19 protein-coding genes are annotated in these 26,298 nt (G+C 71.3%); 8 read left to right on the forward strand and 11 right to left on the reverse strand.

What is annotated here, in order from left to right; all coding sequences use genetic code 11:
• Positions 1-98 precede the first annotated feature (98 nt).
• The 4 genes from ABT147_RS02005 (at position 99) to ABT147_RS02020 (ending at position 2,222) form a co-directional block, all read left to right on the forward strand.
• The gene (locus tag ABT147_RS02005) at positions 99-263 is read left to right on the forward strand and encodes a hypothetical protein (protein WP_351401689.1); all 165 of its coding nucleotides are present in this window, start codon (positions 99-101) and stop codon (positions 261-263) included.
• The gene (locus ABT147_RS02010) at positions 260-925 is read left to right on the forward strand and encodes a response regulator (RefSeq protein WP_351401953.1); all 666 of its coding nucleotides are present in this window, start codon (positions 260-262) and stop codon (positions 923-925) included. Before ABT147_RS02005 ends, ABT147_RS02010 begins: the two co-directional genes overlap by 4 nt.
• Positions 926-982: 57 nt before the next feature.
• Positions 983-1,273: a hypothetical protein gene (locus ABT147_RS02015; RefSeq protein ID WP_351401691.1), complete on the forward strand. Its 291-nt coding sequence runs from the start codon at positions 983-985 to the stop codon at positions 1,271-1,273.
• 133 nt (positions 1,274-1,406) lie between these two features.
• Positions 1,407-2,222, forward strand: a complete 816-nt coding sequence (locus ABT147_RS02020) for an SAM-dependent methyltransferase (RefSeq protein ID WP_351401693.1) — start codon at positions 1,407-1,409, stop codon at positions 2,220-2,222.
• 334 nt (positions 2,223-2,556) lie between these two features.
• Here ABT147_RS02020 and ABT147_RS02025 read toward each other — a convergent pair whose 3' ends face one another.
• Positions 2,557-4,347 carry an ABC transporter permease subunit gene (locus ABT147_RS02025; protein WP_351401695.1) on the reverse strand — a complete coding sequence of 597 codons (1,791 nt, stop codon included), beginning with the start codon at positions 4,345-4,347 and terminating at the stop codon, positions 2,557-2,559.
• Positions 4,348-4,353: 6 nt separating this feature from the next.
• Positions 4,354-5,877: an ABC transporter substrate-binding protein gene (locus ABT147_RS02030; RefSeq protein ID WP_351401697.1), complete on the reverse strand. Its 1,524-nt coding sequence runs from the start codon at positions 5,875-5,877 to the stop codon at positions 4,354-4,356.
• 463 nt (positions 5,878-6,340) lie between these two features.
• Between ABT147_RS02030 and ABT147_RS02035 the strand changes: the two genes are divergently transcribed.
• The 4 genes from ABT147_RS02035 (at position 6,341) to ABT147_RS02050 (ending at position 11,628) form a co-directional block, all read left to right on the forward strand.
• Complete coding sequence (locus tag ABT147_RS02035) at positions 6,341-7,213, forward strand: LysR family transcriptional regulator (protein WP_351401699.1); 873 nt, start codon at positions 6,341-6,343, stop codon at positions 7,211-7,213.
• 139 nt (positions 7,214-7,352) lie between these two features.
• Positions 7,353-9,722 (forward strand): arylsulfatase, encoded by a 2,370-nt coding sequence (locus tag ABT147_RS02040; protein WP_351401701.1) that lies wholly within the window; start codon positions 7,353-7,355, stop codon positions 9,720-9,722.
• 86 nt (positions 9,723-9,808) lie between these two features.
• A complete protein-coding gene (locus ABT147_RS02045) occupies positions 9,809-10,612 on the forward strand; it encodes a formylglycine-generating enzyme family protein (RefSeq protein WP_351401955.1) in 804 nt (267 codons plus the stop codon).
• 44 nt (positions 10,613-10,656) lie between these two features.
• On the forward strand, positions 10,657-11,628 hold the full coding sequence (locus tag ABT147_RS02050; protein ID WP_351401703.1) for an ABC transporter substrate-binding protein: 972 nt from the start codon (positions 10,657-10,659) through the stop codon (positions 11,626-11,628).
• Between the two features lie 48 nt (positions 11,629-11,676).
• On the opposite strand, the gene ABT147_RS02055 is transcribed toward ABT147_RS02050, so the two are convergent.
• The 9 genes from ABT147_RS02055 to ABT147_RS02095 form a co-directional block, all read right to left on the reverse strand.
• Complete coding sequence (locus ABT147_RS02055) at positions 11,677-12,279, reverse strand: sarcosine oxidase subunit gamma (protein ID WP_351401706.1); 603 nt, start codon at positions 12,277-12,279, stop codon at positions 11,677-11,679.
• Complete coding sequence (locus ABT147_RS02060; RefSeq protein ID WP_351401708.1) at positions 12,272-15,568, reverse strand: sarcosine oxidase subunit alpha family protein; 3,297 nt, start codon at positions 15,566-15,568, stop codon at positions 12,272-12,274. The genes ABT147_RS02055 and ABT147_RS02060 overlap by 8 nt, the downstream gene beginning before the upstream one ends.
• A 28-nt stretch (positions 15,569-15,596) precedes the next feature.
• Positions 15,597-16,829 carry a sarcosine oxidase subunit beta family protein gene (locus ABT147_RS02065; RefSeq protein WP_351401710.1) on the reverse strand — a complete coding sequence of 411 codons (1,233 nt, stop codon included), beginning with the start codon at positions 16,827-16,829 and terminating at the stop codon, positions 15,597-15,599.
• A 31-nt stretch (positions 16,830-16,860) separates the two neighbouring features.
• Positions 16,861-17,721, reverse strand: coding sequence for a bifunctional methylenetetrahydrofolate dehydrogenase/methenyltetrahydrofolate cyclohydrolase (locus tag ABT147_RS02070; protein WP_351401712.1), 861 nt, complete (start codon positions 17,719-17,721; stop codon positions 16,861-16,863).
• Positions 17,722-17,802: 81 nt separating this feature from the next.
• Complete coding sequence (locus ABT147_RS02075; protein ID WP_351401714.1) at positions 17,803-20,241, reverse strand: GcvT family protein; 2,439 nt, start codon at positions 20,239-20,241, stop codon at positions 17,803-17,805.
• 368 nt (positions 20,242-20,609) lie between these two features.
• Positions 20,610-21,587, reverse strand: coding sequence for an ABC transporter substrate-binding protein (locus ABT147_RS02080; protein WP_351401716.1), 978 nt, complete (start codon positions 21,585-21,587; stop codon positions 20,610-20,612).
• 12 nt (positions 21,588-21,599) lie between these two features.
• Positions 21,600-23,639 carry an ABC transporter permease gene (locus tag ABT147_RS02085; RefSeq protein WP_351401718.1) on the reverse strand — a complete coding sequence of 680 codons (2,040 nt, stop codon included), beginning with the start codon at positions 23,637-23,639 and terminating at the stop codon, positions 21,600-21,602.
• Positions 23,639-24,727, reverse strand: coding sequence for a quaternary amine ABC transporter ATP-binding protein (locus ABT147_RS02090; protein ID WP_351401720.1), 1,089 nt, complete (start codon positions 24,725-24,727; stop codon positions 23,639-23,641). Before ABT147_RS02090 ends, ABT147_RS02085 begins: the two co-directional genes overlap by 1 nt.
• A gap of 20 nt (positions 24,728-24,747) precedes the next feature.
• Positions 24,748-26,217 carry an aldehyde dehydrogenase family protein gene (locus ABT147_RS02095; protein WP_351401722.1) on the reverse strand — a complete coding sequence of 490 codons (1,470 nt, stop codon included), beginning with the start codon at positions 26,215-26,217 and terminating at the stop codon, positions 24,748-24,750.
• Positions 26,218-26,298: the final 81 nt, after the last annotated feature.

Consider the following 26,298-nt stretch of genomic DNA (forward strand, 5'->3'; position numbering starts at 1 on the left):
GGGGGGGGGGGGGGGGCGGCCGGGGGCGGCCCCCGCCCCCCCCGGGCGGGGGGCCCCCCCCCCGCCACGGCCTCGGTCTCATCAGCCTCGCCGAACGCGTGGAGGCGCTCGGCGGCACCCTCACGGCGGGCCCCACCGCCCCGGGCACCTGGCAGGTCACGGCCGTCCTGCCGATGCCCGCCCCGGTACGGCCGCCCACGCATACGACGACGTCGGCGACGACGACGACACCGGAGGAACCATGGCCGGCCCGGACACGATGACCACGGCACCGATCCGGATCCTGGTGGCCGACGACCAGCCCGACATCCGGATCGGGTTCCGGATGATCCTGGACGCGCAACCCGACATGCGCACCGTGGGCGAGGCCGCCGACGGTGCCACCGCCATCGACCGTGCCCGCCAACTGCGTCCCGACGTGGTCCTGGCCGACATCCGGATGCCCGGACCGGACGGTCTGGAGGTCACCCGGGTGCTGGCCGGGCCCGACGCGGTGGAGCCGACCAAGGTCATCGTCGTCACCACCTTCGACCTCGACGAGTATGTGCACACGGCCCTGGCCAACGGCGCCTGCGGCTTCCTGCTCAAGCGCTCCGGACCCGCCCTGCTCACCGAAGCGGTCCGCGCCGCCGTGGCGGGCGACGTCCTCATCAGCCCGTCGATCACCGTACGGCTGCTGCGCCACCTCGCCCCCCGCGCCAGGGACCATCACCCGGGCCCGACGGAACCACTGACCGACCGGGAGGCCGAGGTCGCCGAGCTCGTGGCCCAGGGAGGCACCAACGCGGAGATCGGCACCGCGCTGTTCATCACCGCCGGCACCGCCAAGACCCATGTCGCCAACATCCAGCGCAAACTCGGCGTACGCAATCGCGTCGGCATCGCGGCCTGGGTGTGGCGCAACAGCGGGACCGAGCGGAGCTGAGCGGCCCTCCTGCTGTTGGCACGACCGACCCGGGCCGACCACTTATGATCTTGGGTCATGACTGTGCAGAACGCCGAGAAGACCCTTTCCCGTAAACAGCGACTTCAGGAGAAGCAGCGCCGGCAGTTGGCGGTCGTCGACACCGTGGACAAGGCCGAGGTGAAGGTCCGCAAGGCGGAGGCCGAACTGGCCGTGGCCGTCACCGAGGCCGTGCAGATGTTCGGTGACGAGCAGGCCGCGTCCGAGGCGCTCGACATGTCGGTCGAAGCGATCGGGCGCTTCCTGCGCATGGCACAGGACGAAGCGGCGGGCACCGGCGAGGGCGCCGAAGTCACCGCCCAGTCCTGAGCGTCCGGCCGGCGAGGTGCTGTTCCCCGCGCGTCGAGGGGGACAGCAGCGGCACAATGACGCCACGTCACGCCACGGCGGGCCCCAACTGCCCGTCCCCATCGGATCCTTGGGCGTGCGAGGAGAGGAAGACGTGAGCGAGAGCCAGACCGACGACATCCCGTCCCGGCGCCCCGACACCGGTACCGCGCACAACGCCCGCGTCTGGAACTACTGGCAGGGCGGCACGGACAACTACGAGGTCGACCGGCAGGTCGGTGACCAGGTCGCCGGCCTGATTCCCGTCATCCGTGACATCGCCTCCGCCGACCGGCGGTTCCTCGTCCGCGCCGTGCGGCATCTGGCCGAGGAGCAGGGGATACGCCAGTTCCTCGACATCGGCACCGGCCTGCCCGCCCTGGAGAACACCCACGAGATCGCCCAGCGCGTCGCACCCGCGTCGAGAATCGTGTACGTCGACAACGACCCCCTCGTCCTCGAGTACGCCCGCACCCGGCTGACCGGTACCGACGAGGGCGCCGCCGTCTACCTCGACGCCGACGCGCACGACCCGGACACGATCCTGCGCAACGCCGGCCGGACCCTCGACTTCACCCAGCCCGTCGCCCTGATGCTGCTCGGCATCCTCAACTTCGTCCTCGACGACACCGAGGCACAGGCCATCACCCGCCGGCTCCTGGAACCGCTCGCCCCCGGCAGCTTCCTCGTGCTGACCCACCCCACCACCGAGCCCGAACTCGGCGGCGAACTCCAGCTGGAGGCGATGGAGTTCTGGAACGCCCACGCCGAGCCGCCGGTCACCGCGCGCGGCGCCGAGGACGTCGGCCGGTACTTCGACGGCCTCACCCTCCTGGAACCGGGCCTCGTCTCCTGCTCGCTCTGGCGCCCCGATCCGGGCGACGAGCCCACGGTCGTACCCCAGTTGGGCGCCGTGGCACGCAAACCCTGACCCCGTCCCTGCCCGGCCGCGCCTCCTAGGACCGGGCGAGCCGGGGTAAGAGAAGTTCGGCGTTGCCCCGGTTGACGGCGTGCAGTTCCCCGGGCCGCCAGTGCGCGTAGTCGTCCGTTCCGCTGTCGAAGCCGGTGGCCCACTGCTCGGGGAGATGGGGAAGTCGCTGCCGTACAGGACGTGTCCGGGCGCGGCGAAGGCGAGCAGGGACGGCAGGGCGGCCCGCATCCACGCACTACCGGGGCGGGGCAGACGGGCCGGTCCGTCCCCGGACAGCCGGTGCGCCCCGCCGGTGAACCACCCGAACGACCCGGCCCGGCCGCCGGAACCCGGATCAGGCGGAAGCGGGTCCCGTGGCGGCGCGCCGGGTCCGGGTGCGACCGCCCCAGGCTGTGGCGGAGACGGCGAGGACGGAGAGCAGGACGAGGGCGGCGGCCGGGCCGAGGACGGTCCAGGGGGCCAGTTCCGCGTAGGGCTGGTTCTCCGAGAGCAGGCGGCCCCATTCCGGGGTGGGCGGCTGTTCGCCCAGGCCGAGGAAGCCGAGGGAGGCCAGGACGAGGACCGTGGTGGGCAGGCGCAGCAGGGCGTTGCGTACCAGGGAGGGCAGGACCGCGGGCAGCAGATGGTGGCGCAGGAGGTAGGCGGGGCCGGCGCCGAAGGAGAGCGACGCGAGCAGGTGGCCGCTGGCCCGTTCCTGTTCGAGCAGGGCGGCGGACTGTGCGGCGTACGGGGTCCAGGCCACCAGGCACACCGCGCAGGCGGCGCCCCAGACCGACGGTCCGGTCACCGCGGTCGTGAGGAGTCCGGCGAGGACGGCCGGCACCGTCGACACCACTTCGGTCAGGCCCGCGCCCAGTTGTGCCGCCGTACCGATCACCAGTCCGGCGAGGGCGCTGACCACGGTCACCGCGAGGGCGGCACCGACCGTGCGCAGGGCGCCGTGGCCCAGCCGGGCCAGCAGGTCACGGCCGAGCGGGTCGGTGCCGAGGGGGTGTGCGAAGGAGGGCGGCAGCAGCCGGGCGGTCGTCTCCACGTGCAGGGGGTCGCGGAGGAGGCCGGCCACGACGAGGGCGAGCAGGGCGGTGGCGCAGAAGCCGATGAGCCAGGGCAGCGACCGCGTCCGGACGAGCGTGGGCGGGTGCAGGGCGGGCAGGGCGCCGTCGCGCAGGGCCGGGCCGAGCAGGACGTGCCGTACCGCCTGGATCAGGAAGCCGGCGCAGACGCCGAGCAGGACCAGGGCCAGGGTCGCGGTCTGCAGCGGCGGCATGTCCTGGGCGGTGGCCGCTTCGAGCGCGAGGCGGCCGAGGCCCGGGATGTTGAAGATCTTCTCGACCGCGACCGCGCCGCCGACCAGGGCGACGACGGTCGGCAGGAGCTGCGGGAGCACTCCTGCGAGGGCGCGGCGCAGGGCGGTGCGGGCGATGCGGGTGCCCGGATATCCGTAGGCGCGCCAGGTCCGTGCCCACGGTTCGTTGAAGGCGGCGGGCAGGGACTGGTCGAGCAGTCCGCCGATCATCGCCCCGGAGGGCACGCCCAGGGCGAGCGCGGGCAGCACCATCGACTTCGGCCCCTCCCAGCCCTGTGAGGGGAACCAGCCCAGCCACACCCCGCACACCGTCGCGAGGAGGGAGGCGAGCAGGAACTTGGGCAACGCGGCGAGGACGGCGGCCGAGGTGCCCGCCCGTGTCCGCCGCAGTCGGCGCCGGGAGCCGAGGTGGAGGGTGCGGGCGCAGACCAGCGCGGCCACCGCCGTGGTGACCGCCAGCGCGCCGAGCATGAGCGTGACGGAGACCGCGAGGGCCGTCATCACCTGGGGCAGCACCGGCTCGCCGGACACCCAGGACGTGCCCGCGTCCCCGCGCGGCAGCCCACCCAGCCACTGCGCGAGATGGGCGAACGGCCCCTGGTCCAAGCCCAGTTGCTCGCGTACGGCGGACAACTGGGCCGGGGTCGGGTCCTGGTCGGCGGAGCGGGCGCGCAGGACGGTCAGGGCGGGGTCGACACCGGACAGCCAGGGCAGGAAGGCGACGGCCGCCAGCAGCGCGGTGCCCGCCGCGACCCGGCCGGCGCCCGCACGCCACCGGCTCGGGCGGTCCTGGGCACCGGCGGGCCGCGTGATGCTCATCGGCGGTTACTTCAGGCGGGTGTCGACGTCGACGAGGGCGCGTTCGCGGGGGTCGAGGATGACGCCCTCGACATCGTCGGCGATGCCCTGGACGACCTTCTCGTGGACCAGCGGGACGACGGCGTCGGTGCGCAGGATCTCCGCCTCGGCCCGCATGATCTTCTTCTGCCGCTCGGTGGTGTCGCCTTCCCCGGCGGCGGACTTGATGGCCTGGTCGACCTTCGCGTCCTTCAGGCCCGCGATGTTGTAGACACCGTCGGCGGTGTAGTCGCTGGCGAGGTAGCCGACCGCGTCACCGGTGTCGAGGAGCGTGACCCGGGAGAAGACGAGGGCGTCGTACTTGCCCGCGAGGAGGTCGGCCTCCATCTGCGTGTACTCGCGTACGTCCTGCTTCACGGTGAACCCGGCCTTCTCCAGCTGCTGCTGGAGGACGGTGGCGGCCTCGGGGAGTTCGGCGCGGTTGGTGTAGGTGGCCAGGCGGAGGGTCTTGCCCTTCGTCTCCGTCTTCAGCTGTGCGGGGGTCGCGGCCTTCGCCCGGCCGGTCACCTCGACGCGCCGGTCGGCGGCCCAGGGGACGGCCGGTCCGAACAGGCCCTGCGCGGGGTCGGCGTAGCCGCCGAAGACGGAGTCGACGAGGACACCGCCGTCCACGGCCTCCCGGGCGGCGGCGCGCAGACCGGCGTCGGCGAAGAGGCCGCTGCCGGTGTTGAGGATCAGGCTGTCGGTGCGCACGGAGGGCACCTCGTGGCGGGTCTTCTCGTCGAGGAGCTTCGCCTGGGCGGTGGGGATCCACTCGGCGATGTCGACGTCGCCCCCGCGCAGGGCGTTGGCGCGGGCGGTGCCGTCGGCGATCCAGGTGACATCGATGCCGGACGCCTTGGCCTTGCCGCCCCAGTAGCCGTCGTAACGGGCGAGCGTGGCCTTGGTCTTGCCGGTGAGCCTGGTGATCTCGAAGGGGCCGGTGCCGGTGCCGACGGGGCTGACGGTGCCGTCGGCGGCGTACGCCTTCTCGGAGAGGATGCCGAGAGCCGGGCTGGCGAGCCGCATCGGGAGGACCGGGTCGGCGGTCTTGGTGGTGAGGGTGACGGTGTCGGCGTCGTCGGCCTTGGCGGTCAGCGTCACATCGCTGAGGACACGCGGCTTGGTCTCGGCCTTGTCGGCGTGGTCGAGCGCGCCCACGACCGCCTCGGCGGTGACCTCGGTGCCGTCCTGGAAGGTGGCCTCGCGCAGCTCGAAGACCCAGGTCGTGTCGTTCTTCCGGGTCCAGGACTTCGCCAGGGCGGGGGCGGCGGCGCCGTCCTTGTCGAGGGCGGTGAGGCCCTCGGCCACGGAGAGCTTGCTGAGCACGGTGGCGTCGTTGCTGTACGGCGACAGTGCCTGCACCGGCGGTACGGCGAGGGCGATGCGCAGGCGGCCGGAGGCTCCCGACCCGTCACTCGCTCCCGAGCCCTCCTCGCCGGAGGCGAAACAGCCGGCCAGCAGCGGGGTGAGAGTCAGAGCCGCGAGGAGGCGGCGGGAAGGGGTGCGCATGGTCGGTCCTGTCTTACGGCGGGCAGTTCGGACCCCCGGTACGCGACGAGCGCATCCGGGGGCCTCGATGAGAGGATATAAGGCTTGCCTTACCAAATTTTCATCGGGTCGGTGAAGTCTCAACCATCGAGACGCCGATGGCTACGACGGCCCCGTCCAACGCCCAGGCGCCGAGACCAACCCCGACGAACTCCGCGTCCTCGGCCTCCTCCAGCGGGCGGCCCGCGACTGGTGAGCGAACGCCGACGGTCGGGCGGTCGACGGCAGGCGGTCGGCGGTCGACGGCCGGCGGTCGGCACGGCACCGTCACCCGGTGACGCCCTGGTGAAGGGGCCGCGAGGCCGTCCGGCAGGCGGTGATCAGTCAGCCGGACGGGGCGGGAGACACTGGTTCCGTCGCTCGTCCGTTCGGGGTGGGCGGTGGCGGCGGCCCGTGGGACGCGCGGTGGAGTGACGGAGACCCGATGGAACGACGCCAGCTCGAATACTTCGTCGCCGTCGCCGAGTACGGCGGATTCACCGCCGCGGCCGGTGCGCTGCATGTCGCCCAGCCCTCGCTGTCGCACGCGATCCGGGCGCTGGAGCGGGAGTTCGGCGGCGAGCTCTTCCACCGGCTGCCGCACGGCGTCGTCCTCACGGCGGCGGGCGAGGCGCTGGTGCGGCCCGCCCGGCAGGTGCTGCGCGACCTGTCCACGGCCAGTTCCCTCGTGCGGGAGGTGCTCGGGCTCAACGGCGGCCGGCTCGACATCGTGTCGCAGACGACCCTGTCGGTCGACCCGCTGGCCGGCATGCTGGGCCACTTCCATCGCGCGCACCCGAAGGTCTCCGTGCGCGTGGTCGACCCGGAGCGGGGGCCGGCCGTGGCCCAGATGGTCGCGGCGGGACAGTGCGAACTCGGGCTGGTGGACGCCTCGGTGCCCACGACGGACCTCCGTGGGATCGATCTCCCGGAGCAGGAGATGCATATCGTCCTGCCCGCCGACCATCCGCATCCGGCGGGCGACACCATCACCTCGCGGGAACTGGCGGCGCTGGACCTGATCGTGACACCGCCGGGCACCGAGACCCGGGCCGCCGTGGACGACGTGTGCACCGCGCTGGGTGTCGCCCCGCGGATCGCGGTGGAGACCGCGCACCGCGCGATGATCGTGCCGCTGGTCCTCGCCGGCGTCGGCGCCGCCCTGCTGCCCGCCTCCATGGCCCGGGACGCCGCCCTGCGCGGGGCCCGGATGCTGTCCCATCGGCCGCGGCTGCTGCGCCACGGCCGGCTGGTGTGGCGGTCGGGCCCGCTGTCCCCCGCCGCCCAGGCATTCGTGGACCTGGCCTCCGTCCAGTAGGTATAGACGTTTTCTATTGCCTGCATTCAAAACCGGTTCGCGGGAATTCAATGCACCTTGTTGACCGGCCTGACCAGCGGCTGAGACTTTTGCCGCAGCGCAGGCCGGCGTATTCCGGAGCAGCGAATCGGAGAAATGAATGACTGATTTCGACGCCGGACGGCATGTCCTTCCGCGCCCCGACACCCGCCGCCCGCTGACGACCGCGATGGATGTGCACGACCAGGAGACCGCCTTCACCCCCATCGGGCCGGTCCCGCCGCCCGAGGGCGCGCCGAACGTGGTGATCGTGCTCGTCGACGACCTCGGCTTCGGCACCTCCAGCGCGTTCGGCGGGCCGTGCGAGATGCCGGCCGCGGAACGCCTCGCGGACAACGGGCTGCGCTACACCCGCTTTCACGTCACGGCCCTGTGCTCACCGACCCGGCAGGCCCTGCTGACCGGGCGCAACCACCACTCGGTCGGTATGGGCGGCACCACCGAGATGACCACCGCGGCCCCCGGCTACAACGGGTTCCGGCCGCGCAGCGCGGCGACCATGGCCCAGATCCTCCAGGGCAACGGCTACAGCACGGCCGCCTTCGGCAAATGGCACCAGACCCCGCCCCGGGAGATCAGCGCGGTCGGGCCGTTCGACCGCTGGCCCACCGGGGAGGGCTTCGACACCTTCTACGGGTTCATGGGCGCCGAGATGAACCACTGGTACCCGCTGCTGTACCAGGGCACCACCCCCGTCGAGCCGGACCGCCGCCCCGAGGACGGCTATCACCTCTCCGAGGACCTCGTCGACCACGCGATCGACTGGGTGCGCACCCAGCGCACGCTCACCCCGGACCGCCCGTTCTTCACCTACCTCGCGCTGGGTGCCGCGCACGCTCCGCTGCATGTCGGCCCCGAGTGGCGGGAGAAGTACCGGGGCCGGTTCGACCACGGCTGGGACCGGCAGCGCGAACTCACCCTGGAGCGGCAGAAGGAACTCGGCGTGGTGCCCGAGGACACGGAACTCGCGCCCTGGGCGGAGGGTGTCCCGCACTGGGACGAACTCACCGACAACCAGAGCCGGTTGGCGGCCAGGTTCATGGAGACGTTCGCCGGGTTCACCGAACACGCCGATGTCCAGGTCGGCAGGTTCGTGGACGCCCTGGAGGAACTCGGCGTCCTGGACGACACGATCGTCCTGTACATCCTGGGCGACAACGGCGCCTCGGGCGAGGGCGGTGTCGAGGGGACGATCGTCGAACACCGCCTCGGGCACGGCATCGTGGACGACCCGGACGAGATGATCGACCACCTCGACGAGATCGGCGGCCCGCTCAGCTATCCGATCGCCCCGGCGGGCTGGGCGCTGGCGCTCAACACGCCGTACCAGTGGACCAAGCAGGTCGCCTCGCACTTCGGCGGCATCCGGGACGGCATGATCCTGCACTGGCCGCGCGGGGTCGCCGAGCGCGGCGGGCTGCGTCACCAGTTCTCCCATGTGATCGACGTCCTGCCGACGATCCTCGACTGCGTGGGCGTCCCGGCACCGTTCAGCGTGGACGGGGTGCCGCAGCAGCCCATGGAGGGGGTCAGCATGCGGCGCACGCTCACCGACCCCCGGGCGCCCGAGCACCGCCGTACCCAGTACTTCGAGATGTGCGGCAACCGGGGTATCTACCACGACGGCTGGATGGCGGTCACCCGGCACGGCATCCCCTGGGAGATGGTGCCGGAGGGGAACCGGAGGTTCGCCGACGACGTCTGGGAGCTCTACGACCTCGGCCACGACTGGAGTCAGGCCCACGACCTCGCCGCCGAACACCCCGAGCGGCTGCGGCGGTTGCAGGACCTGTTCCTGATCGAGGCGGCGAAGTACCAGGTCTTCCCCCTGGACGACCGGGTCACCGAGCGGGAGAACCCGGCGGTGGCCGGCCGTATCGATCTGATCGGCGACCGGACCTCCGTCACCTACCGCGCGGGCATGCGGCGGTTCACCGAGGAGACCACACCCAACGTCAAGAACCGCTCGCACAGCATCACGGCGGACATCGAACTGCCCGAGGACCCGGATGCGGCGGCCGAGGGCGTGATCATCGCGCAGGGCGGCCGGTTCGGCGGCTGGTCCCTGTACGTCACCGGCGGCAGACCGGCCTACGCGTACAACTACTTCGGTATGAGCCTGTACACGGTGCGCGGCGGCGAGCGGCTGGCACCGGGACGGCACGAGATCCGGCTCGACTTCGACTACGACGGCGGCGGCCTCGGTAAGGGCGGGACGGCCGTGCTCCTGGTGGACGGGGAGAAGCACGCGGCCGGACGGGTCGAACGGACCATCCCGTACTACTTCTCCTTCGACGAGACGCTCGACGTCGGGGTGGACCTGAGCACCCCGGTGACGGACGACTATCCCGTCCTGGACAACGGGTTCACCGGGACCATCCACACGGTGCGCATCGACCTGGACGACCGGAGCGCCGAGTCGTCCGCGTTCGACGGCGGACTGCACCGGCGTGTCATGGGGGCCCAGTGAGCTGCTGCACACCGTCCGGCGGCCGGGCCTCGGACCGGGGGCCGGAGGTCCGGCGGTCCGCCGTCCTCCCGGCGGACACCGAGGGCATGGTGGCCGTCCCCGGCGGCGAGTTCCTGATGGGCAGTGAGGACCCGTTCGCCTACCGGGCCGACGGGGAAGGCCCGGTGCGCACGGTGCGCGTGGACGCGTTCTGGATGGACGCCCGCACGGTGTCCAACGCGCGGTTCGCGTCGTTCGCCGCCGACACCGGATACCGCACCTCGGCCGAGCGGATCGGCTGGTCGTTCGTGTTCGCCGGGCTGCTCCCGGACGACTTCCCGCCGACCCGGGGCGTGGTGGGCGCGCCCTGGTGGCGGCAGGTGGAGGGCGCCGACTGGCGCCGGCCCGACGGACCGCACTCCACCTGGGAGGACCGGGCGGACCATCCGGTCGTGCACATCGACCGGGAGGACGCCCTCGCCTACTGCGCCTGGGCCGGCACCCGGCTCCCCACCGAGGCGGAATGGGAACGCGCCGCCCGGGGAGGGCTGCACGCCAAGGTGTTCCCCTGGGGCGACGAGTTCGAGCCGGGAGGCCGCCCCCGGATGAACGTGTGGCAGGGCGACTTCCCGGACCGGCACCCGACGGCCGACGGCTGGTACGGCACCTGTCCGGTCGACGCGTTCGAGCCGAACGGCTTCGGCCTGTACAACGCCACCGGCAACGTCTGGGAATGGTGCGAGGACCCCTTCTCCCCGGCGCGCGGCGAACAGCGGCACGTCACCAAGGGCGGGTCCTACCTGTGCCACGCGTCCTACTGCCGCCGCTACCGGGTCGCCGCGCGGCAGGGCCTGTACCCGGACTCGGCGACCGGGAACGTGGGGTTCCGGTGCGCCCTGGACATGACGTGACCTCTCATCACCCCCGACCTCAACTCCGCGCAAGGAGCAGGACCATGGCACAGCAAGCAAGACGGTGGCGTTCCGGCGTGGCGGGGACGGCCGTCCTCGGACTCGCCCTGACCGCCTGCGGCGGGGCGAAGGTCGGCGACGACTCCGCCGCCGGCAGCGGCGGTTCGGGCAAGTGCGGCACCTTCAACCTCGCGGTCAACCCGTGGGTGGGCTACGAGGCCGACGCGGCGGTCGTCGCCCGGATCGCGGAGACGGAACTCGGCTGCGAGGTCGTCAAGAAGGACCTCAAGGCGGAGATCGGCTGGCAGGGTTTCGAGACGGGCGAGGTCGACGCGATCGTGGAGAACTGGGGCCACGACGACCTGCGGAAGAAGTACATCACCGAGCAGAAGACCGCCGTCAGCCTCGGCTCGACCGGCAACAAGGGGATCATCGGCTGGTACGTCCCGCCGTGGATCGCGAAGAAGCACCCGGACATCACCGACTGGAAGAACCTCGACAAGTACGCCTCGAACTTCAGGACCTCCGAGTCGGGCGACAAGGGCCAGCTCCTCGACGGCGACCCGTCGTACCAGACCAACGACGAGGCCCTGGTGAAGAATCTGAAGCTGGACTTCAAGGTGGTGTACGCGGGCAGCGAGACCGCGCTCATCCAGGCCTTCCGGGACGCCGAGAAGAACAAGAAGTGGGTGATCGGCTACTTCTACGAGCCGCAGTGGTTCTTCTCGGAGGTGCCGTTGGTCCACATCGAGCTGCCCGAGCACACGGAGGGCTGTGACGCGGACCCGGCGAAGGTCGCCTGCGACTACCCCGTGTTCGACCTCGACAAGATAGTCAGCACCCGGTTCGCGAAGTCCGGCAGCCCGGCCTACGACCTGGTCAAGAACTTCAAGTGGACCAACGCCGACCAGAACACCGTCGCCAAGTACATCGCGCTCGACAAGATGACCCCGGAGGCGGCGGCGAAGAAGTGGATCGCGGCCAACCCCGACAAGGTCAAGGCCTGGCTCTCCTGAACACCGTCCGGGGCGGCCACCCGAGCCGGACGGCGGGGCCGGGGTCGTTCAGAGGTACTCCGTCGCCGCGTCCAGCAGCCAGTCCGTCAGATAGCCGGCGAAGGACGAGCGGACCAGGATCCAGAAGCCGCTGGCGGGTTCGTCGCGGGCGATGAGGACGACCTGGGTGCGGCCGAGAGTGGTCTGGGCGCAGCGGCCGGTGGTGAAGGCGCGGGGGTGCAGGTCCAGCGCGCAGCCGTGGGCGAGGAGGTCTCGGGCGCGGGGGCCCGCGACGAGGAGGGTGGTGCGCTGGGCGGAGACGTCGGTGACGGACACGGGCTCGTCGCCGGCGGCCGCACGGATCCGGCTCTCCAGGTCCCGCTCGCTGCCGGGCGGGGCCACCAGCAGCCATTCGTCCGGGCCCAGCCACAGCGCGGTCAACTGCCCCGCGCGGACGACCGTGTTGGGTTCCAGAGGCAGCCGGAGGTCCAGCGCGAGGCCGATGGCGTCGGCCGCCGCTCCCTTGGCGTCGAGGCGGATGTCGAGCTGGGTCAGGAAGGGCAGTTCGGCCAGGCGGACCGCGCCCCCGGAGGTGCGGGTGGCGGCGGCCAGCCGGGCGGCGGCGTGGGACAGGGGGCTGCGGGGCGGGGCGGTGAGCGCGGTGTCAGCCATCGCGGCGGGCTCCCTCGGGGTCGTAGAGGACAGGGCTGGCGACGGTCACCGGGACCAGCCGGTCGCCCACGGGGGCGTACAGCCGCTCGCCGATACGGTCCCGGCCGCCCTTGATCAGGGCGAGCGCGAAGGTCCGGCCGAGTGCGGCGCTGCGGTAGCTGGAGGTGACATGGCCGAGCATCGGGACGGGCGGGGCGGGCAGCACGCTGTCGGCGACCAGGTGGGTGCCCTCGGGGAGGAACGCGCCCGGGTCCTCCGGCAGCAGGCCGACGAGGTGCTTGCGGTCGGGGCGGAGGGTGTCGGCGCGGGCGTGGGAGCGTTTGCCGATGAAGTCGGGCTTCTTCTTCGAGACCACCCAGTTCATACCGAGGTCCTGGGGGGTGACGGTGCCGTCGGTGTCCTGGCCGACGATGGGGTAGCCCTTCTCCGCGCGCAGGACGTGCATGGTCTCGGTGCCGTACGGGGTGATGCCGTACGGGGCCCCGGCCTCGTACAGCGCCTGCCAGAGGGTGAGGGCCTGCCACGGTGACACATTGATCTCGTAGGCGAGTTCGCCGGAGAAACTGATGCGGCAGACCCGGGCCTCGACGCCGGCGACGGTCGTATCGCGCCAGGCCATGAAGGGGAAGTCGTCGTTGGAGACGGCCAGTTGAGGGGCGAGCCCGCCGAGGACGTCTCGGGAGCGGGGGCCGACCAGGGCGACGGTGGCCCACTGTTCGGTCACGGACGTGCAGTGGACCCTCAGCTCGGGCCACTCGGTCTGCAGCCACTCCTCCATCCAGTCCAGTACGGCCGCCGCGTTGCCGGTCGTCGTGGTGACCAGGAAGCGGTCCTGGGCGAGGCGGATGACCGTGCCGTCGTCGAAGAGCATGCCGTCCAGGCGGCACATGACGCCGTAGCGGATCATGCCGACCTTCAGGGTGCTCATCATGTTGGTGTAGAGCCGGTCCAGGAAGACGGCGGCGTCCGGGCCCTGCACATCGATCTTGCCGAGGGTGGAGGCGTCCATGAAGGCGACCCCGTCCCGGGCGGCGGCGCACTCGCGCAGCACGGCGGTCTCCATGTCCTCGCCGTCCCGGGGGTAGTACCAGGGGCGCTTCCACTGGCCGACGTTCTCGAACAGGGCGCCGTGCTCGACGTGCCAGGAGTGCAGGGCCGTCGTACGGACCGGGTCGTGCAGCGCGCCCCGGTCGCGGCCCGCGAGCGTGGCGAAGGAGACGGGGGTGTACGGGGGACGGAACGTGGTCGTGCCGAGCGCGGAGATGTCCACGCCGAGCAGTTCGGCGACCACTCCGCTCGCCAGGACACCGGACGTCTTGCCCTGGTCGTTGGCGGTGCCGGCCGTGGTGTAGCGCTTGGTGTGCTCGACGGAGCGCATGCCGGCGCCGGTCGCGCGGGTCAGGTCGTCGACGGTGACATCGCGCTGGAGGTCGACGAAGCGGGGGGCGCCGGAGGCGTCCGGGACGGCGTACACGTGCATGGGTGGCGTCGGCCGGGGCTGTGCGGCCACGGCCGGGAGGCGGGGGGACCGCGAGGTGTAGCCCTCGGCCTCGATCGCGCGGGCGCCGGCCGCCGCGCCCTGGGCGAGGGCCCCGGCGAGGTCGAACACACCGCTCGCGCCGCCCGCCGGCTCGACCGCCTGACGGCAGGTGTCGGGGACGAAGGTGCCCAGCGTCTCGTCGTGGCGCAGTCGGCCGCCCGCCTGGCTGAAGAGGTGCGCGACCGGGTTCCAGCCGCCGGAGACCAGCAGGAGGTCGGCGGCGAAGCGGCGGTGTCCTGCGGGCTCTCCGTACGGGGCGACGGTCACCGCCGTCAGGCGCGGGTCGCCTTCCGTGCCGGTGACGGCGTGGCCCGTCAGCACCTCGATGCCCGCCTCGCGGGCGCGGCTCGCCCACTCCCCCGGTTCGGGGCGGGTGTCGACGATCGCCGCGATGGCCACGCCCGCCCCGGCGAGGTCCAGGGCCGCCGCGTAGGCGCTGTCGTTGGTGGTGAGGACGACCGCGTGACGGCCGGGCAGGACTCCGTGGCGGTGGACGTAGGTGCGGGCCGAGGCCGCCAGCATCACGCCGGGGCGGTCGTTGTCCGGGAAGGCGAGGGAACGTTCGTGGGCGCCCGTGGCGAGGACGACCCGGCGGGCGCGGATGCGCCACACGCGTTCGCGGGAGACGTTCTCGGGGGCGTTCGCGCCCAGGTGGTTGGTGCGGCGTTCCACGGCGAGGAGGTGGTTGTCGTCGTAGTAGCCGAAGACGGTGGTGCGGGGCAGGAGGCGGACCTCGGGGGCGGTGGCGAGTCGTGCGGCGGTCTCCTCGGCCCAGTCGAGGTGTTCGCCCGTGCCCAGGAGGCTGCCGCCCGGGTGTGGCTGGTCGTCGGCGAGGATGACTCGGGCGCCGCTGTGCGCCGCGGCCGCCGCCGCGGCGAGGCCGGCCGGGCCCGCGCCGACGATCAGCAGGTCGCAGTGGGCGTGTACGGCGTCGTAGCGGGCGGGGTCGGGCTCGGTGGCCAGGCGGCCCTGGCCGGGGAGGCTGCTCGCGACCAGGCCGTCGTACAGCTCGACGGTGGTCGCGGGGAGCATCGGCTCGGGGAACGGGGCCTCGATCTGGACCACCGCGTTGGGTTCCTCCGGGCCGGCCGAGAAGATGCCTCGGGGGCGGCTGAGTTTGATGCTCGTGCCGGTCTGGATGATGCCGTTGGCGAGGAGGGCGGAGGCGAGGGTGTCGCCCTGGTAGCCCTGGTAGGCGGTGCCGTCGAAGGTGAAGGTGAGGGGGGTGTCGCGGTCCACTCGGCCTCGGGTGGGGTGGCGGAAGGGTTGGCCCGTGGCGCCGCTGGTGGTTTCTTCGCCCCCGCCGCCCCTACCCGTCCCGTCCCTGGGGGCTTCGCCCCCAGACCCCCCTTCGGCCTGAACGGCCTCGTCCTCGAACGCCGGACGGGCTGGTGGTGCCTGGCTCGGCTCAGAGGTGGCCGACGGATGTGGAACTGCCGCGCGAGCCTCGAAGCTCACCCCACGTCCCACTTCCCCCTCCCCCGGACGCGGCTCCCCCGCCCGGTACACCGCCAGGATCTCGTTCGTCGATGTGTCGCGGACCGCGTTGAACCACTGGCGGCAGCCTGCCGTGTGGGTCCAGCGTTCGGCGAAGGGGCCCTTCGGGTTGGCGCGGAAGAAGAGGTAGCGGGACCACTCCTCGTCGGTGAGGGCCGACGGGGTCTCGGGGTAGGGCACGTGTGCCTGGCCGCCGTAGTGGAACTCGGCCTCGTCGCGGGGCCCGCACCAGGGGCAGGTGATGAGCAGCATGGTTCGGCTCCCAGAGCTTCCTGTGGTCCTAGTGGGCGACCGCGGCCGCGCCGTGCTCGTCGACGAGCGCGCCGGTGGTGAAACGGTCGAGCGAGAAGGGGGCGTTGAGGGGGTGGGGCGTGTCGTGGGCGATGGTGTGGGCGTAGACCGAGCCGACGCCCGGGGTGGCCTTGAAACCGCCCGTTCCCCAGCCGCAGTTGAGGTAGAGGTTGTCGACGGGGCTGAGGCCGACGATCGGGGAGGCGTCGGGGCTGACGTCGACGATGCCGCCCCAGGTGCGCAGGACATGGGCGCGGGCGAAGACCGGGAACAGTTCCAGGGCCGCCGACATCTGCTCCTCGATGATGTGGAAGGCGCCGCGCTGGGTGTAGGAGTTGTACGAGTCGATGCCCGCGCCCATCACCAGTTCGCCCTTGTGGGCCTGGCTGACGTACACATGGACCGCGTTGGACATGACCACGGTCGGGTGGACCGGCTCCAGCAGTTCCGACACCAGGGCCTGCAACGGGTGGCTCTGGAGCGGGAGTTCGATGCCCGCCATCGCGGCCAGCACCGAGGTGTGGCCCGCCGAGCAGAGCGCGACCTTGCCCGCCGCGATCGGGCCGAGCGTCGTCTGCACGCCGACCACCCGGCCGCCGACCACGTCGACTCCCGTGACCTCGCAGTTCTGGATGATGTCGACGCCCGCCGCGTCCGCCGAGCGGGCCAGGCCCCAGGCGACGTGGTCGTGCTTGGCGATGCCCGCGCGTGGCTGGTAGGTGCCGCCCAGGACCGGGTAGCGCACGTCCGGGGAGATGTTGACGATCGGGCAGACTTCCTTGACCCGCTCGGCGTCCAGCCATTCCGCGTCGACGCCGTTCAGGCGGTTCGCCTCCACCCGGCGCACACTGTCCCGTACGTCCTGGAGGCTGTGCGCCAGGTTCAGCACACCGCGCTGGGAGAAGAGGATCGGGTAGTCGAGCTCCTCCGCCAGGCCCTCCCACAGTTTGAGGGCGTGCTCGTAGATGCCTGCGCTCTCGTCCCACAGGTAGTTGGAGCGGATGATGGTGGTGTTGCGGGCCATGTTGCCGCCCGCCAGCCAGCCCTTCTCCAGCACGGCGACGTCGGTGATGCCATGGTTCTTCGCGAGGTAGTGGGCGGTCGCGAGACCGTGTCCGCCGCCGCCCACGACGATCACGTCGTACGAGCGCTTCGGCTCGGGTGTGCGCCAGAGCCAGTCGGGGTGTTCGGGGAGTTCGGCGCCGGGGGTGCGGGGGCTCATCGGAGGGCTCCGTCCTCGGGAAGGGACAGGTTCATACGGCGTTCGCGTTCCTCTCGGCGGCCTCGACGACGTTCGCGAGGAGCATCGCCCGGGTCATGGGGCCGACCCCGCCGGGCATCGGCGCGACCCGGCCGGCCACCTGCCGTGCGCCGGGGTGCACATCGCCGACCAGTCCGCTGTCCGTGCGGGTGATACCGACGTCCAGGACCGTCGCGCCCGGGCGGAGCATGTCGGCGGTGATCAGTCCGGGCGAGCCGGCCGCCGCGACGACGATGTCGGCCTCGCGGACATGCCAGGCCAGGCCCTTGGTTCCGGTGTGGCACAGGGTCACGGTGGCGTTCTCGGAGCGGCGGGTGAGGAGGAGCCCGAGGGGGCGGCCGACCGTGATGCCCCGGCCGATCACACACACCCGCGCACCGTCGAGCGGCACCTCGTACCGGCGGAGCAGTTCGACGATGCCGCGCGGGGTGCACGGCAGCGGCGCCTCGACCCCGAGGGTGAGCCGCCCGAGGCTGACGGGATGCAGCCCGTCGGCGTCCTTGGCCGGGTCCATCCGCTCCAGTACGGCGTTGGCGTCCAGATGGCGCGGCAGCGGGAGCTGCACGATGTACCCGGTACAGGCCGGGTCGGCGTTCAGCTCGTCGATGACGTCCTCGACCTGCCGCTGGGTGGCATCGGCGGGCAGTTCACGCCGGATCGAGGCGATCCCCACCTCGGCACAGTCCCGATGCTTGCCGCCGACGTACGCACGGCTGCCGGGATCATCACCGACGAGAACGGTACCGAGCCCGGGCGGACGCCCACCGCCGGCGGTCAACTTGGCGACCCGCTCGGCGAGTTCACGGCGAACAAGGGCGGCCGTGGCCTTCCCATCAAGCAGTTGCGCACTCACCGACGGCACTCCTTCCGACAATCCTGAAGTGGGGGCGCCCCCCGAAGGGAAGAACCCGGCGAGGCACCCCCTTCAAACCCTTCACCCACGCAACCGGGACATCGACGGATCGAACAACGGCTCCTCGCCCACAACCGCCTCGACGCGCTGATCGAAGTACCCGATGTGCACCGTGGCCCCCGGCACCGCCACCTCCGCCGGCAGCCACGCGTACGCGATCCCCTTCCCGATGGTGTAGCCGTACGCCGCGCTCGTGACGTACCCGACGGCCCGCTCGCCGTCGTACACCGGCTCCTTGCCCATGACGACCGCCCGCGGGTCCTCGATCGTGAGACACGTCAGCTTCCGCCGTACGTCGGCGGCCCGCCGCTCCAGCGCCGCCTTGCCGACGAAGTCGTCCTTGTCGAGCTTGACGGCGAAGGCGACGCCGGCCTCGTAGGGGTCGTGCTCGTACGTCATGTCGGTGCCGAAGGAGCGGTAGCCCTTCTCCAGGCGGAGGCTGTTGAAGGCGCCGCGCCCGGCGATGACGCCGCCGAGGGGCTGGGCGGCGGCCCACAGGGTGTCCCACAGCTTCTGGCCGAGGTCGGCTGTGGTGTACAGCTCCCAGCCGAGTTCGCCGACGTACGACAGCCGCATGGCCGTGACCGGGACGGAGCCGATGTGGGCGCGCTTGGCGCGGAAGTACTTCAGGCCGTCGTTGGTGAAGTCCTCGTCCGTGAGGGGCTGGAGGACCTTGCGGGCGAGGGGCCCCCACAGGCCGACGCAGCAGGTGCCGGGGGTGATGTCGCGGACCTGGACCGTGCCGTCGGCGGGGAGGTGGCGGGTGAACCAGTCGAGGTCCAGGTTGCCGTTGGCGCCGACCTGGAACAGGTCGCGGCCGAGGCGGGCGACCGTGATGTCGCTGCGGATGCCGCCGTCGTGGTCCAGCAGCAGGGTGTACGTCACCGAGCCGACGGACTTGGCGACCTTGCCGGTGACCAGGCGCTCCAGGAACGCGGCGGCACCGGGGCCGGTGACCTCAAGGCGCTTGAGGGCCGTCATGTCGTACATGGCGACGGTCTCGCGGGTGGCCTGGGCCTCGGCGCCGACGATGGGCGACCAGTAGCGCGCCGCCCAGTCGTTGGGGGTCGGGATGTTGCGGCCCTCGACCAGCCCGGCGTTGGCCTCGTACCACTGCGGGCGCTCCCAGCCGTTCGCCTCCAGGAAGACCGCGCCGTGTTCCTGCTGGCGGGCGTGGAAGGGGCTCCGGCGGATCGGCCGGGGATCGCCCGAGGGCTGGAGGGGGTGGAGGATGTCGTAGACCTCGACGAAGTTCTGGCAGTCGCGGGCGAGGACGTACTCCGGGGACAGCTGGTGCGGCTCGAAGCGGTTGACGTCGCACTCGTGCAGGTCGAAGGAGGAGCAGTGGCCGTCGACCAGCCATTCGGCGACGGCCCGGCCGACACCGGCGGAGTGGGTGACCCAGACGGCCTCGGCGACCCAGAAGCCCTTGACGTCCGGGGACTCGCCGAGGAGCGGGTAGCCGTCGGTGGTGAAGGAGAACAGACCGTTGATGCCCTCCTCGACCTTGGCCTCGGCCGTGGCCGGGAGGAGGGACTGGGTCTCGGTCCAGGCGTCGGCGAAGTCCTCCTCGGTGAACTTCAGGACCGACGGCATCGCGTCGGCCTCGTCCACGGAGAGGATCTCGTCGGCGGTGATGGGCATCGGGCGGTGGCCGTAGTAGCCGATGCCGAGGGCGTCGAAGCGGTCGCGGTAGTAGAGGTCGGCGTCCTGGTGGCGCAGGATCGGCCGCACCGCCTCCTCGGTCTGGCCGGCCAGCGCCGGGACCGGACCGGTCCAGGCGAGCTGGTGGGCGAGCGGGGTGAGCGGCAGGTTCATGCCGACCATGCGGGCGATCTTCGGACCCCAGATGCCGGCGCAGCACACGACGATGTCGGCGTCCAGATCGCCCTGGTCGGTGCGGACGCCGGTGATCTCGCCGTCGGTGTGGAGCACGTCGAGGACCTCGTGGCGGGCCAGGAAGGTCACGCCGCGTTCGGTGGCGCGGCGGATCTGGGCCTCGACGGCGAGGACGGCCTTGGCGAGGCCGTCGGTGGGGACCAGGAGGCCGCCGAGGACCCGGTCGCGGTTGACCAGCGGGTGCTGCTCCACGCATTCGTCGGCGGTCAGCAGGCGGGACTCGATGCCCCAGGCGGTGATCCAGCCGTGGCGGCGGTGCAGTTCGGTGAGGCGCTCGGGGGTGGTGGCCACTTCGAGGCCGCCGACCTGGAGAAAACAGGGCTGGCCGTCGACGTCGAGGGAGCAGAACTTCTCGACGGTGTAGCGCGCCAGCTCGGTCATGGTCTTGGAGGGGTTGGTCTGGAAGACCAGGCCCGGGGCGTGTGACGAGGAGCCCCCGGTGGCGGGGAGGGGGCCTTGGTCGACCACGGTCACTTCGGTCCAGCCGCGCGCGGAGATCTCGTCCGCGAGTGCCGCGCCCACGACGCCCGCTCCGATGATGACCACTCGGGGTCCCGCCATCGCCGCACCTCCGATTGAAGACTCGTCCAGCCGGTTCAGTTGCTTGCTGCGCAACGTGGTTCAGGTTGCGCAACTCAATGTGCCTGCCTCGGGGAGGGGGTGTCAAGAGGGTCCGGGAGGCCGGAAAGGGGCCCGGCCACTGCCGTTTTTCTCGCCCCCGCCGCCCCTGCCCGTCCCATCCGGGGGCCGCGCCCCCAGGCCCCCCTTTCGCGCTGAAGGCGCTCGTCCTCAAACGCCGGACGGGCTGAAATGCCCCGGCCCGGCACCATCCAGCCGCGGCGGGGGTGGGAACACACCGATGCCCGGCAGGCGGCGCACGCGTACGCGCGCCGCCCACCGGGCAGCCATGCTCGACCCGACCTCAGGCGCTACTTGATCCAGGCGTCGACCTTCGCCCGGTTCGCGTCGACCCACTTCTTGGCCGCCGCCTCGGGCGTCATCTTTTCCACGGCGATGTACTTGGCCACGGTGTTCTGGTCCTCGTTCGTCCAGGTGAAGTTCTTGACCAGGTCATAGGCGGGGCTGCCGGACTTGGCGAACTTCGTGCTGACGATCTTGTCGAGGTCGTAGACGGGATAGTCGCAGGCGACCTTCTCCGTGTCGGCGTCGCAACCCGCCTTGTACTCCGGCAGCTTGACCTTCACCAGCGGCACCTCGGCCATGAACCACTGCGGCTCGTAGAAGTAGCCGATCACCCACTTCTTGTTCTTCTCGGCGTCCCGGAAGGCCTGGATGAGCGCGGTCTCGCTGCCCGCGTACACCACCTTGAAGTCCAGCTTCAGGTTCTTCACGAGGGCCTCGTCGTTGGTGACGAACGACGGGTCGCCGTCGAGGAGCTGGCCCTTGCCGCCCGACTCGGAGGTCTTGAACTTGTCGGCGTACTTGTCGAGGTTGTTCCAGTCGGTGATGTCGGGGTGTTCCTTCGCCAGCCACGGCGGCACGTACCAGCCGATCAGACCCTTGTTGCCGGTCTGGCCGGCCTCGACGGCGGTCTTCTGGTCGGTGATGTACTTCTTCTTGAGGTCGTCGTGGCCCCAGTTCTCGATGACGGCGTCGACCTCGCCCGTCCCGAAGCCCTGCCAGGCGATCTCCTCCTTGAGGTCCTTCTTGGTGACCTTGCAGCCGAGGTCGGTTTCCGCGACGTACGCGACGACCGCCGCGTTCGCCTCGTAGCCCACCCAGGGGTTGACGGCCAGGTTGAAGGTGCCGCACTTGCCGGAGTCGCCCGAGCCCTCCGAGCCCGAGGAGTCGTCGCCGACCTTCGCGCCACCGCACGCGGTGAGGGCGAGACCGAGAACGGCCAGTCCGGCCACGCCGGCTCTCCACTGTCGTATCCGTGTTGCCATGGTCGGTGCTCCTTATGCGCTGACGCGTCGCGCCGCTGCCTGAGTGATTCGGTCGAACATGACTCCGAGAAGGACGATGGCGAGTCCCGCCGCGAGTCCCTTCCCGTACAACTGCCCCTGCGAGAATCCGGCCACGACGTCGTAGCCGAGGGCGCCGGCTCCCACCAGGCCGCCCACCACAACCATCGACAGCACGTAGATCAGGCCCTGGTTGGTGGCGAGCGTCAGGGCACTGCGTGACATCGGCAGCTGAACCTTGGTGATGATCTGCCAGGTGTTGCACCCGGCGGAGGTGGCCGCCTCGACCGTGGCCGCGGGCACGGCCCGTACCCCGTCCGCGATGATCTTGATGGCGACCGGTGCGGCGTAGACGATCGCGGCGACGATGGCCGTGAAGCGGGTCGCACCGAACAGGGCGAGGAACGGCACCAGATAGACGAACGGCGGCATGACCTGCGCCGCGTCCAGTGTGGGCCGCAGGACCCGGTCGACGACCGCGCTGCGGCCCATCCACACGCCGAAGGCCATGCCGAGCAGCATCACCAGGACCGTCGCGACGAGGGTCGACGCCAGGGTGGTCATGCTGTCCGACCACAGGCCCGTGCCGAGCAGCAGCCCCACGCAGACGGCGGCGGTGACTCCCGCGCGCCATCCTCCGACCACCGTGCCCAATGCGATGAGCACCGCGGCGACGAGCCACCACGGGGAGTCGGTGAGCAGCGACTGGAACGGGTTGAGCAGCCCGTTGGTGAGGGCGTCACGGAAGGCGTTGGTGAGACCGGAGAGGCTGTCCTGCACCCAGGTGGTCGTGGTGTCCGCCGCTTTCGCGATGGAGGAGCCGACGCCGCCCTCGCCGGGGAACTCGGCGGCCCACACATAGGTGTGTGACATATAGACGAGGACGACCGTGACCACACCGCCCACGGCCAGCAGCGGTCGTCGCCAGCCGGCGAACCGGCCGTCCGAGCGGCGGGCCGTCTCCTGGCGTGCGCTGGCGGCGGTGGTGACCCGGTCGAGGACGATCGCCATGACGACGATGGCGAGGCCCGCGTTGAAGGCCGTGCCCACGTCGAGCGACTGCAGGGCCTGCAGGACGGTGTGGCCGAGTCCGGGCGCGTCGATCAGGGCCGCGATGGTCACCATCGCCAGGGCGGCCATGATCGACTGGTTGACGCCCATCACCACGGTCCGCTTGGACATCGGCAGCAGGATCTTCAGCAACGACTGCCATCGGGTCGCGCCCAGCGAGTCGCCCGCCTCGACGGTGGTCTCGGGCACCGAGCGGATGGCGTGCGCGGTGATACGGATCGCGGGCGGCGCCGCGTAGATCACGGTGGCGATCGTGGCGGAGGCGCCGCCGATGAGGAAGAACAGGGTGAGCGGGGCGAGGTAGACGAAGGTCGGCATCGTCTGCATGAAGTCCAGGAACGGTGTCACGACCCGGTTGAACCGCTCGGACAGGCCCGCCCACACGCCCAGCGGGATCGCGAACAGCAGCGCCACGAACACCGCGGAGACGGTGAGCGCCAGGGTGTCCATGCTCTCCTGCCACAGGCCCTGCAGCCCGAAGAAGGTGAAGCCGGCCACGGCCAGGAGGGCGACCCGCCAGTTGCCCACGGCCCAGGAGACATAGCCCGCGATACCGACGACGCCGAGCCAGCCGATCTGCGGGAGGGGACGGTCGGCGGAGGGCTGGGAGATCAGTTCCTGGACGAAGGTCACCAGGGTGTCGATGACCAGCCGGATCTCGTTGAAGAAGTACAGGAAGAGCGGGTTGGAGTTGCGGTTGGCGCCGACGGAATCGTTGAGGTCGTTGATCCAGCGGTGCAGGTCCGTGAGGTCGGCGGCGGCCAGGGTGAGGGTGTGCTTGCCGCGCAGTACGGCGAAGAGCACCAGCCAGGCGACCAGGATCACGGCGACCACCGTGCCCCGTCCGACCTTGCGCACCCGGGCGGCGGGCGAGGCGGCCGGCGGCGCGGAGTCGGCCTTGGCGGGCTGTTCCGGCTTCTGGGGTGGTTCCGGCTGTTCCGGTTTCTCCACGGCGACGGTCATCACACGCCGCCTTCCTGCCCGGCGACCACCGCGAGGATCTCCTCGTCGCCGACGATGCCGAGCAGTTCGCCGTTCTCGACGACCTTGACCGGCTTGTCGGCCGCGAGGACCGCCCGGGTGGCCTCCCGCACCACGACGTCCGGGCCGAGTTCGGGGCCGTCCAGGGCGTCGCCGTCGTTCAGCGGGCGCATGATCCAGCGCAGGGTGAGCACGTCGGCGCGGGGGACGTCCTTGACGAACTCGCGGACGTAGTCGTCGGCCGGGGCCCCGACCAGTTCGTCGCCGGTGCCGCACTGGACCATCTTGCCGTCGCGCATGATGAGGATGCGGTCGCCGAGCTTGAGGGCCTCGGAGAGGTCGTGGGTGATGAACACCATGGTCTTGCCGACCTCGTGGTGCAGCCGGATGACCTCGTTCTGCATGTCACGGCGGATCAGCGGGTCGAGGGCCGAGAAGGGCTCGTCGAAGAAGAGGACGTCCGGGTCGCCGGCCAGGGCCCGGGCGAGGCCGACGCGCTGCTGCATACCGCCGGAGAGCTGGTCGGGGTAGGAGTTCTCGTAGCCGGAGAGACCGACCAGTTCGACGACCTCCAGGGCCCGCCGGGTGCGCTCGGCCCTGCTCAGGCCGCGGATCTCCAGGCCGAAGGCCACGTTGTCGACGACGCGGCGGTGGGGCAGCAGCCCGAAGTGCTGGAAGACCATGGAGAACTTACGGCGCCTGAGGTCGCGCAGGCGTCTGGGGTCCGCCTCGCGGATGTCCTCGCCCTCGAAGACGATCTCCCCGGCGGTGGGTTCGATCAGCCGGGTCAGACATCGCACCAGCGTGGACTTGCCGGAGCCGGACAGCCCCATGACGACGAAGACCTCGCCCTTGCGGACGTCGAAGTTCACATCGCGTACGGCGGCGGTGCATCCCGTACGGTCCATCAGCTCACGGCGGGTGAGCCCGCACAGTTCCTCGGACTCCGGCACCCGGTCTGCCTTCGGCCCGAACACCTTCCACAGCCGGCGCACGGATATGACCGGAGTACCGTCCGAGTCCTCGGGGGTGCTGCGCCGCTCCGGCGCCTCGGTCTGTGTTGGGGTCACGATCGACCTCTTCTCGGCATTCAGCCGCGGAACCAGTGTTGCGGCCGGGGTTGGATGTTCTGCCAGATGTGTTTGGGCTCTCGGTACTCGTTCAGGCCGGTCGGTCCCAACTCCCGGCCCACGCCCGAATGCCCGAAGCCACCCCATTCCGCCTGCGGCACATAGGGGTGGTAGTCGTTGATCCACACCGTGCCGTGGCGCAGCCGCCGGGCGACCCGCTGGGCCTTGCCCGCGTCCTGCGTCCAGACGGCTCCGGCGAGGCCGTACTCGGTGTCGTTGGCGATGCGTACGGCGTCGTCCTCGTCGGTGAAGCGCTCCACGGTGAGGACGGGCCCGAAGGACTCCTCGTGCACCACGCGCATGTCCTGTCGGCACTCGTCGAGCACCGTCGGCGGGTAGTAGTGGCCGTCCGCGAGGGCCGGGTCGTCGGGCCGGGCGCCGCCGCAGCGCAGCACGGCGCCCTCGGCGATCCCCGCCGCGACGTAGGCCTCGACCTTATCCCGGTGCTGGGCGGAGATCAGCGCCCCGGTCTCCGCCTCGGGGTCGAAGGGGCCGCCGAGCCGGATCTGCCGGGCGCGGCGCACGACCTCGTCGACGAGGCGGTCGTGGAGCGAGTCCTCGACGATCAGCCGGGCGCCGGCCGAGCAGACCTGGCCCGAGTGCAGGAAGACGGCGGTGAGCGCGAAGTCCACGGCCGTCTCGAAGTCGGCGTCGGCGAAGATCACGTTGGGGTTCTTGCCGCCGAGTTCCAGGGCCACCTTCTTCACGGTCGCCGCGGCGGTGGCCATGATCCGTCTGCCGGTGTCCAGTCCGCCGGTGAAGGAGACCATGTCGACGCGCGGGTCCTCGGAGAGCAGGGCGCCGACCTCGGGCCCGGTGCCCAGGACGAGGTTGGCGGCGCCGGCCGGAAGCCCGGCCTCCTCCAGCGCCTTCATCAGCAGGATCGAGGTGGAGGGGGTCAGTTCGCTGGGCTTGAGGACGATGGTGTTGCCGGCGAGGAGGGCCGGGGCGACCTTCCAACTGGCCTGCAGCAGGGGGTAGTTCCACGGGGTGATGAGCCCGCAGACGCCGATGGGCTCGTAGATCACGCGGCTGACGGCGTCGTCGCGTCCGGTGTCGATCACCCGGCCGGCGTCGGTGCCGCCGAGGCCGCCGTAGTAGCGGAAGCAGGAGACGACGTCGGCGATGTCGTACTCGCTCTCCACCAGCCGCTTGCCGGAGTCCAGCGACTCGGCGCGGGCGAACTCCTTGGCGTCGCGCTCGATGAGGTCGGCGGTGCGCAGCAGCAGGGCGCCGCGCTCCCGCTCGGGGGTGTGCGGCCAGGGGCCCTCGTCGAAGGCGACGCGGGCCGCGGCGATGGCCGCCTCGGTGTCGGGACGTGTCCCTTCCGAAACGGTCGCGGTGAGCGTGCCGTCAGCGGGACAGCGGATCTCCCGGCGCCCTCCGGCCACCGGATCCCGCCATTCCCCAGCCACATACAGGTCTGCCACGCGCCAAGCCCTTCAGCCGAAATGCGTTGCGCATCGTGCATTCAATTGCTTGTGGTGGAACACCTTTGCGAACGCCGTAGA

The sequence above is a fragment of the Streptomyces sp. NPDC001868 genome (assembly GCF_040297125.1).
In the GTDB taxonomy this organism is placed as follows: Bacteria; Actinomycetota; Actinomycetes; order Streptomycetales; family Streptomycetaceae; genus Streptomyces.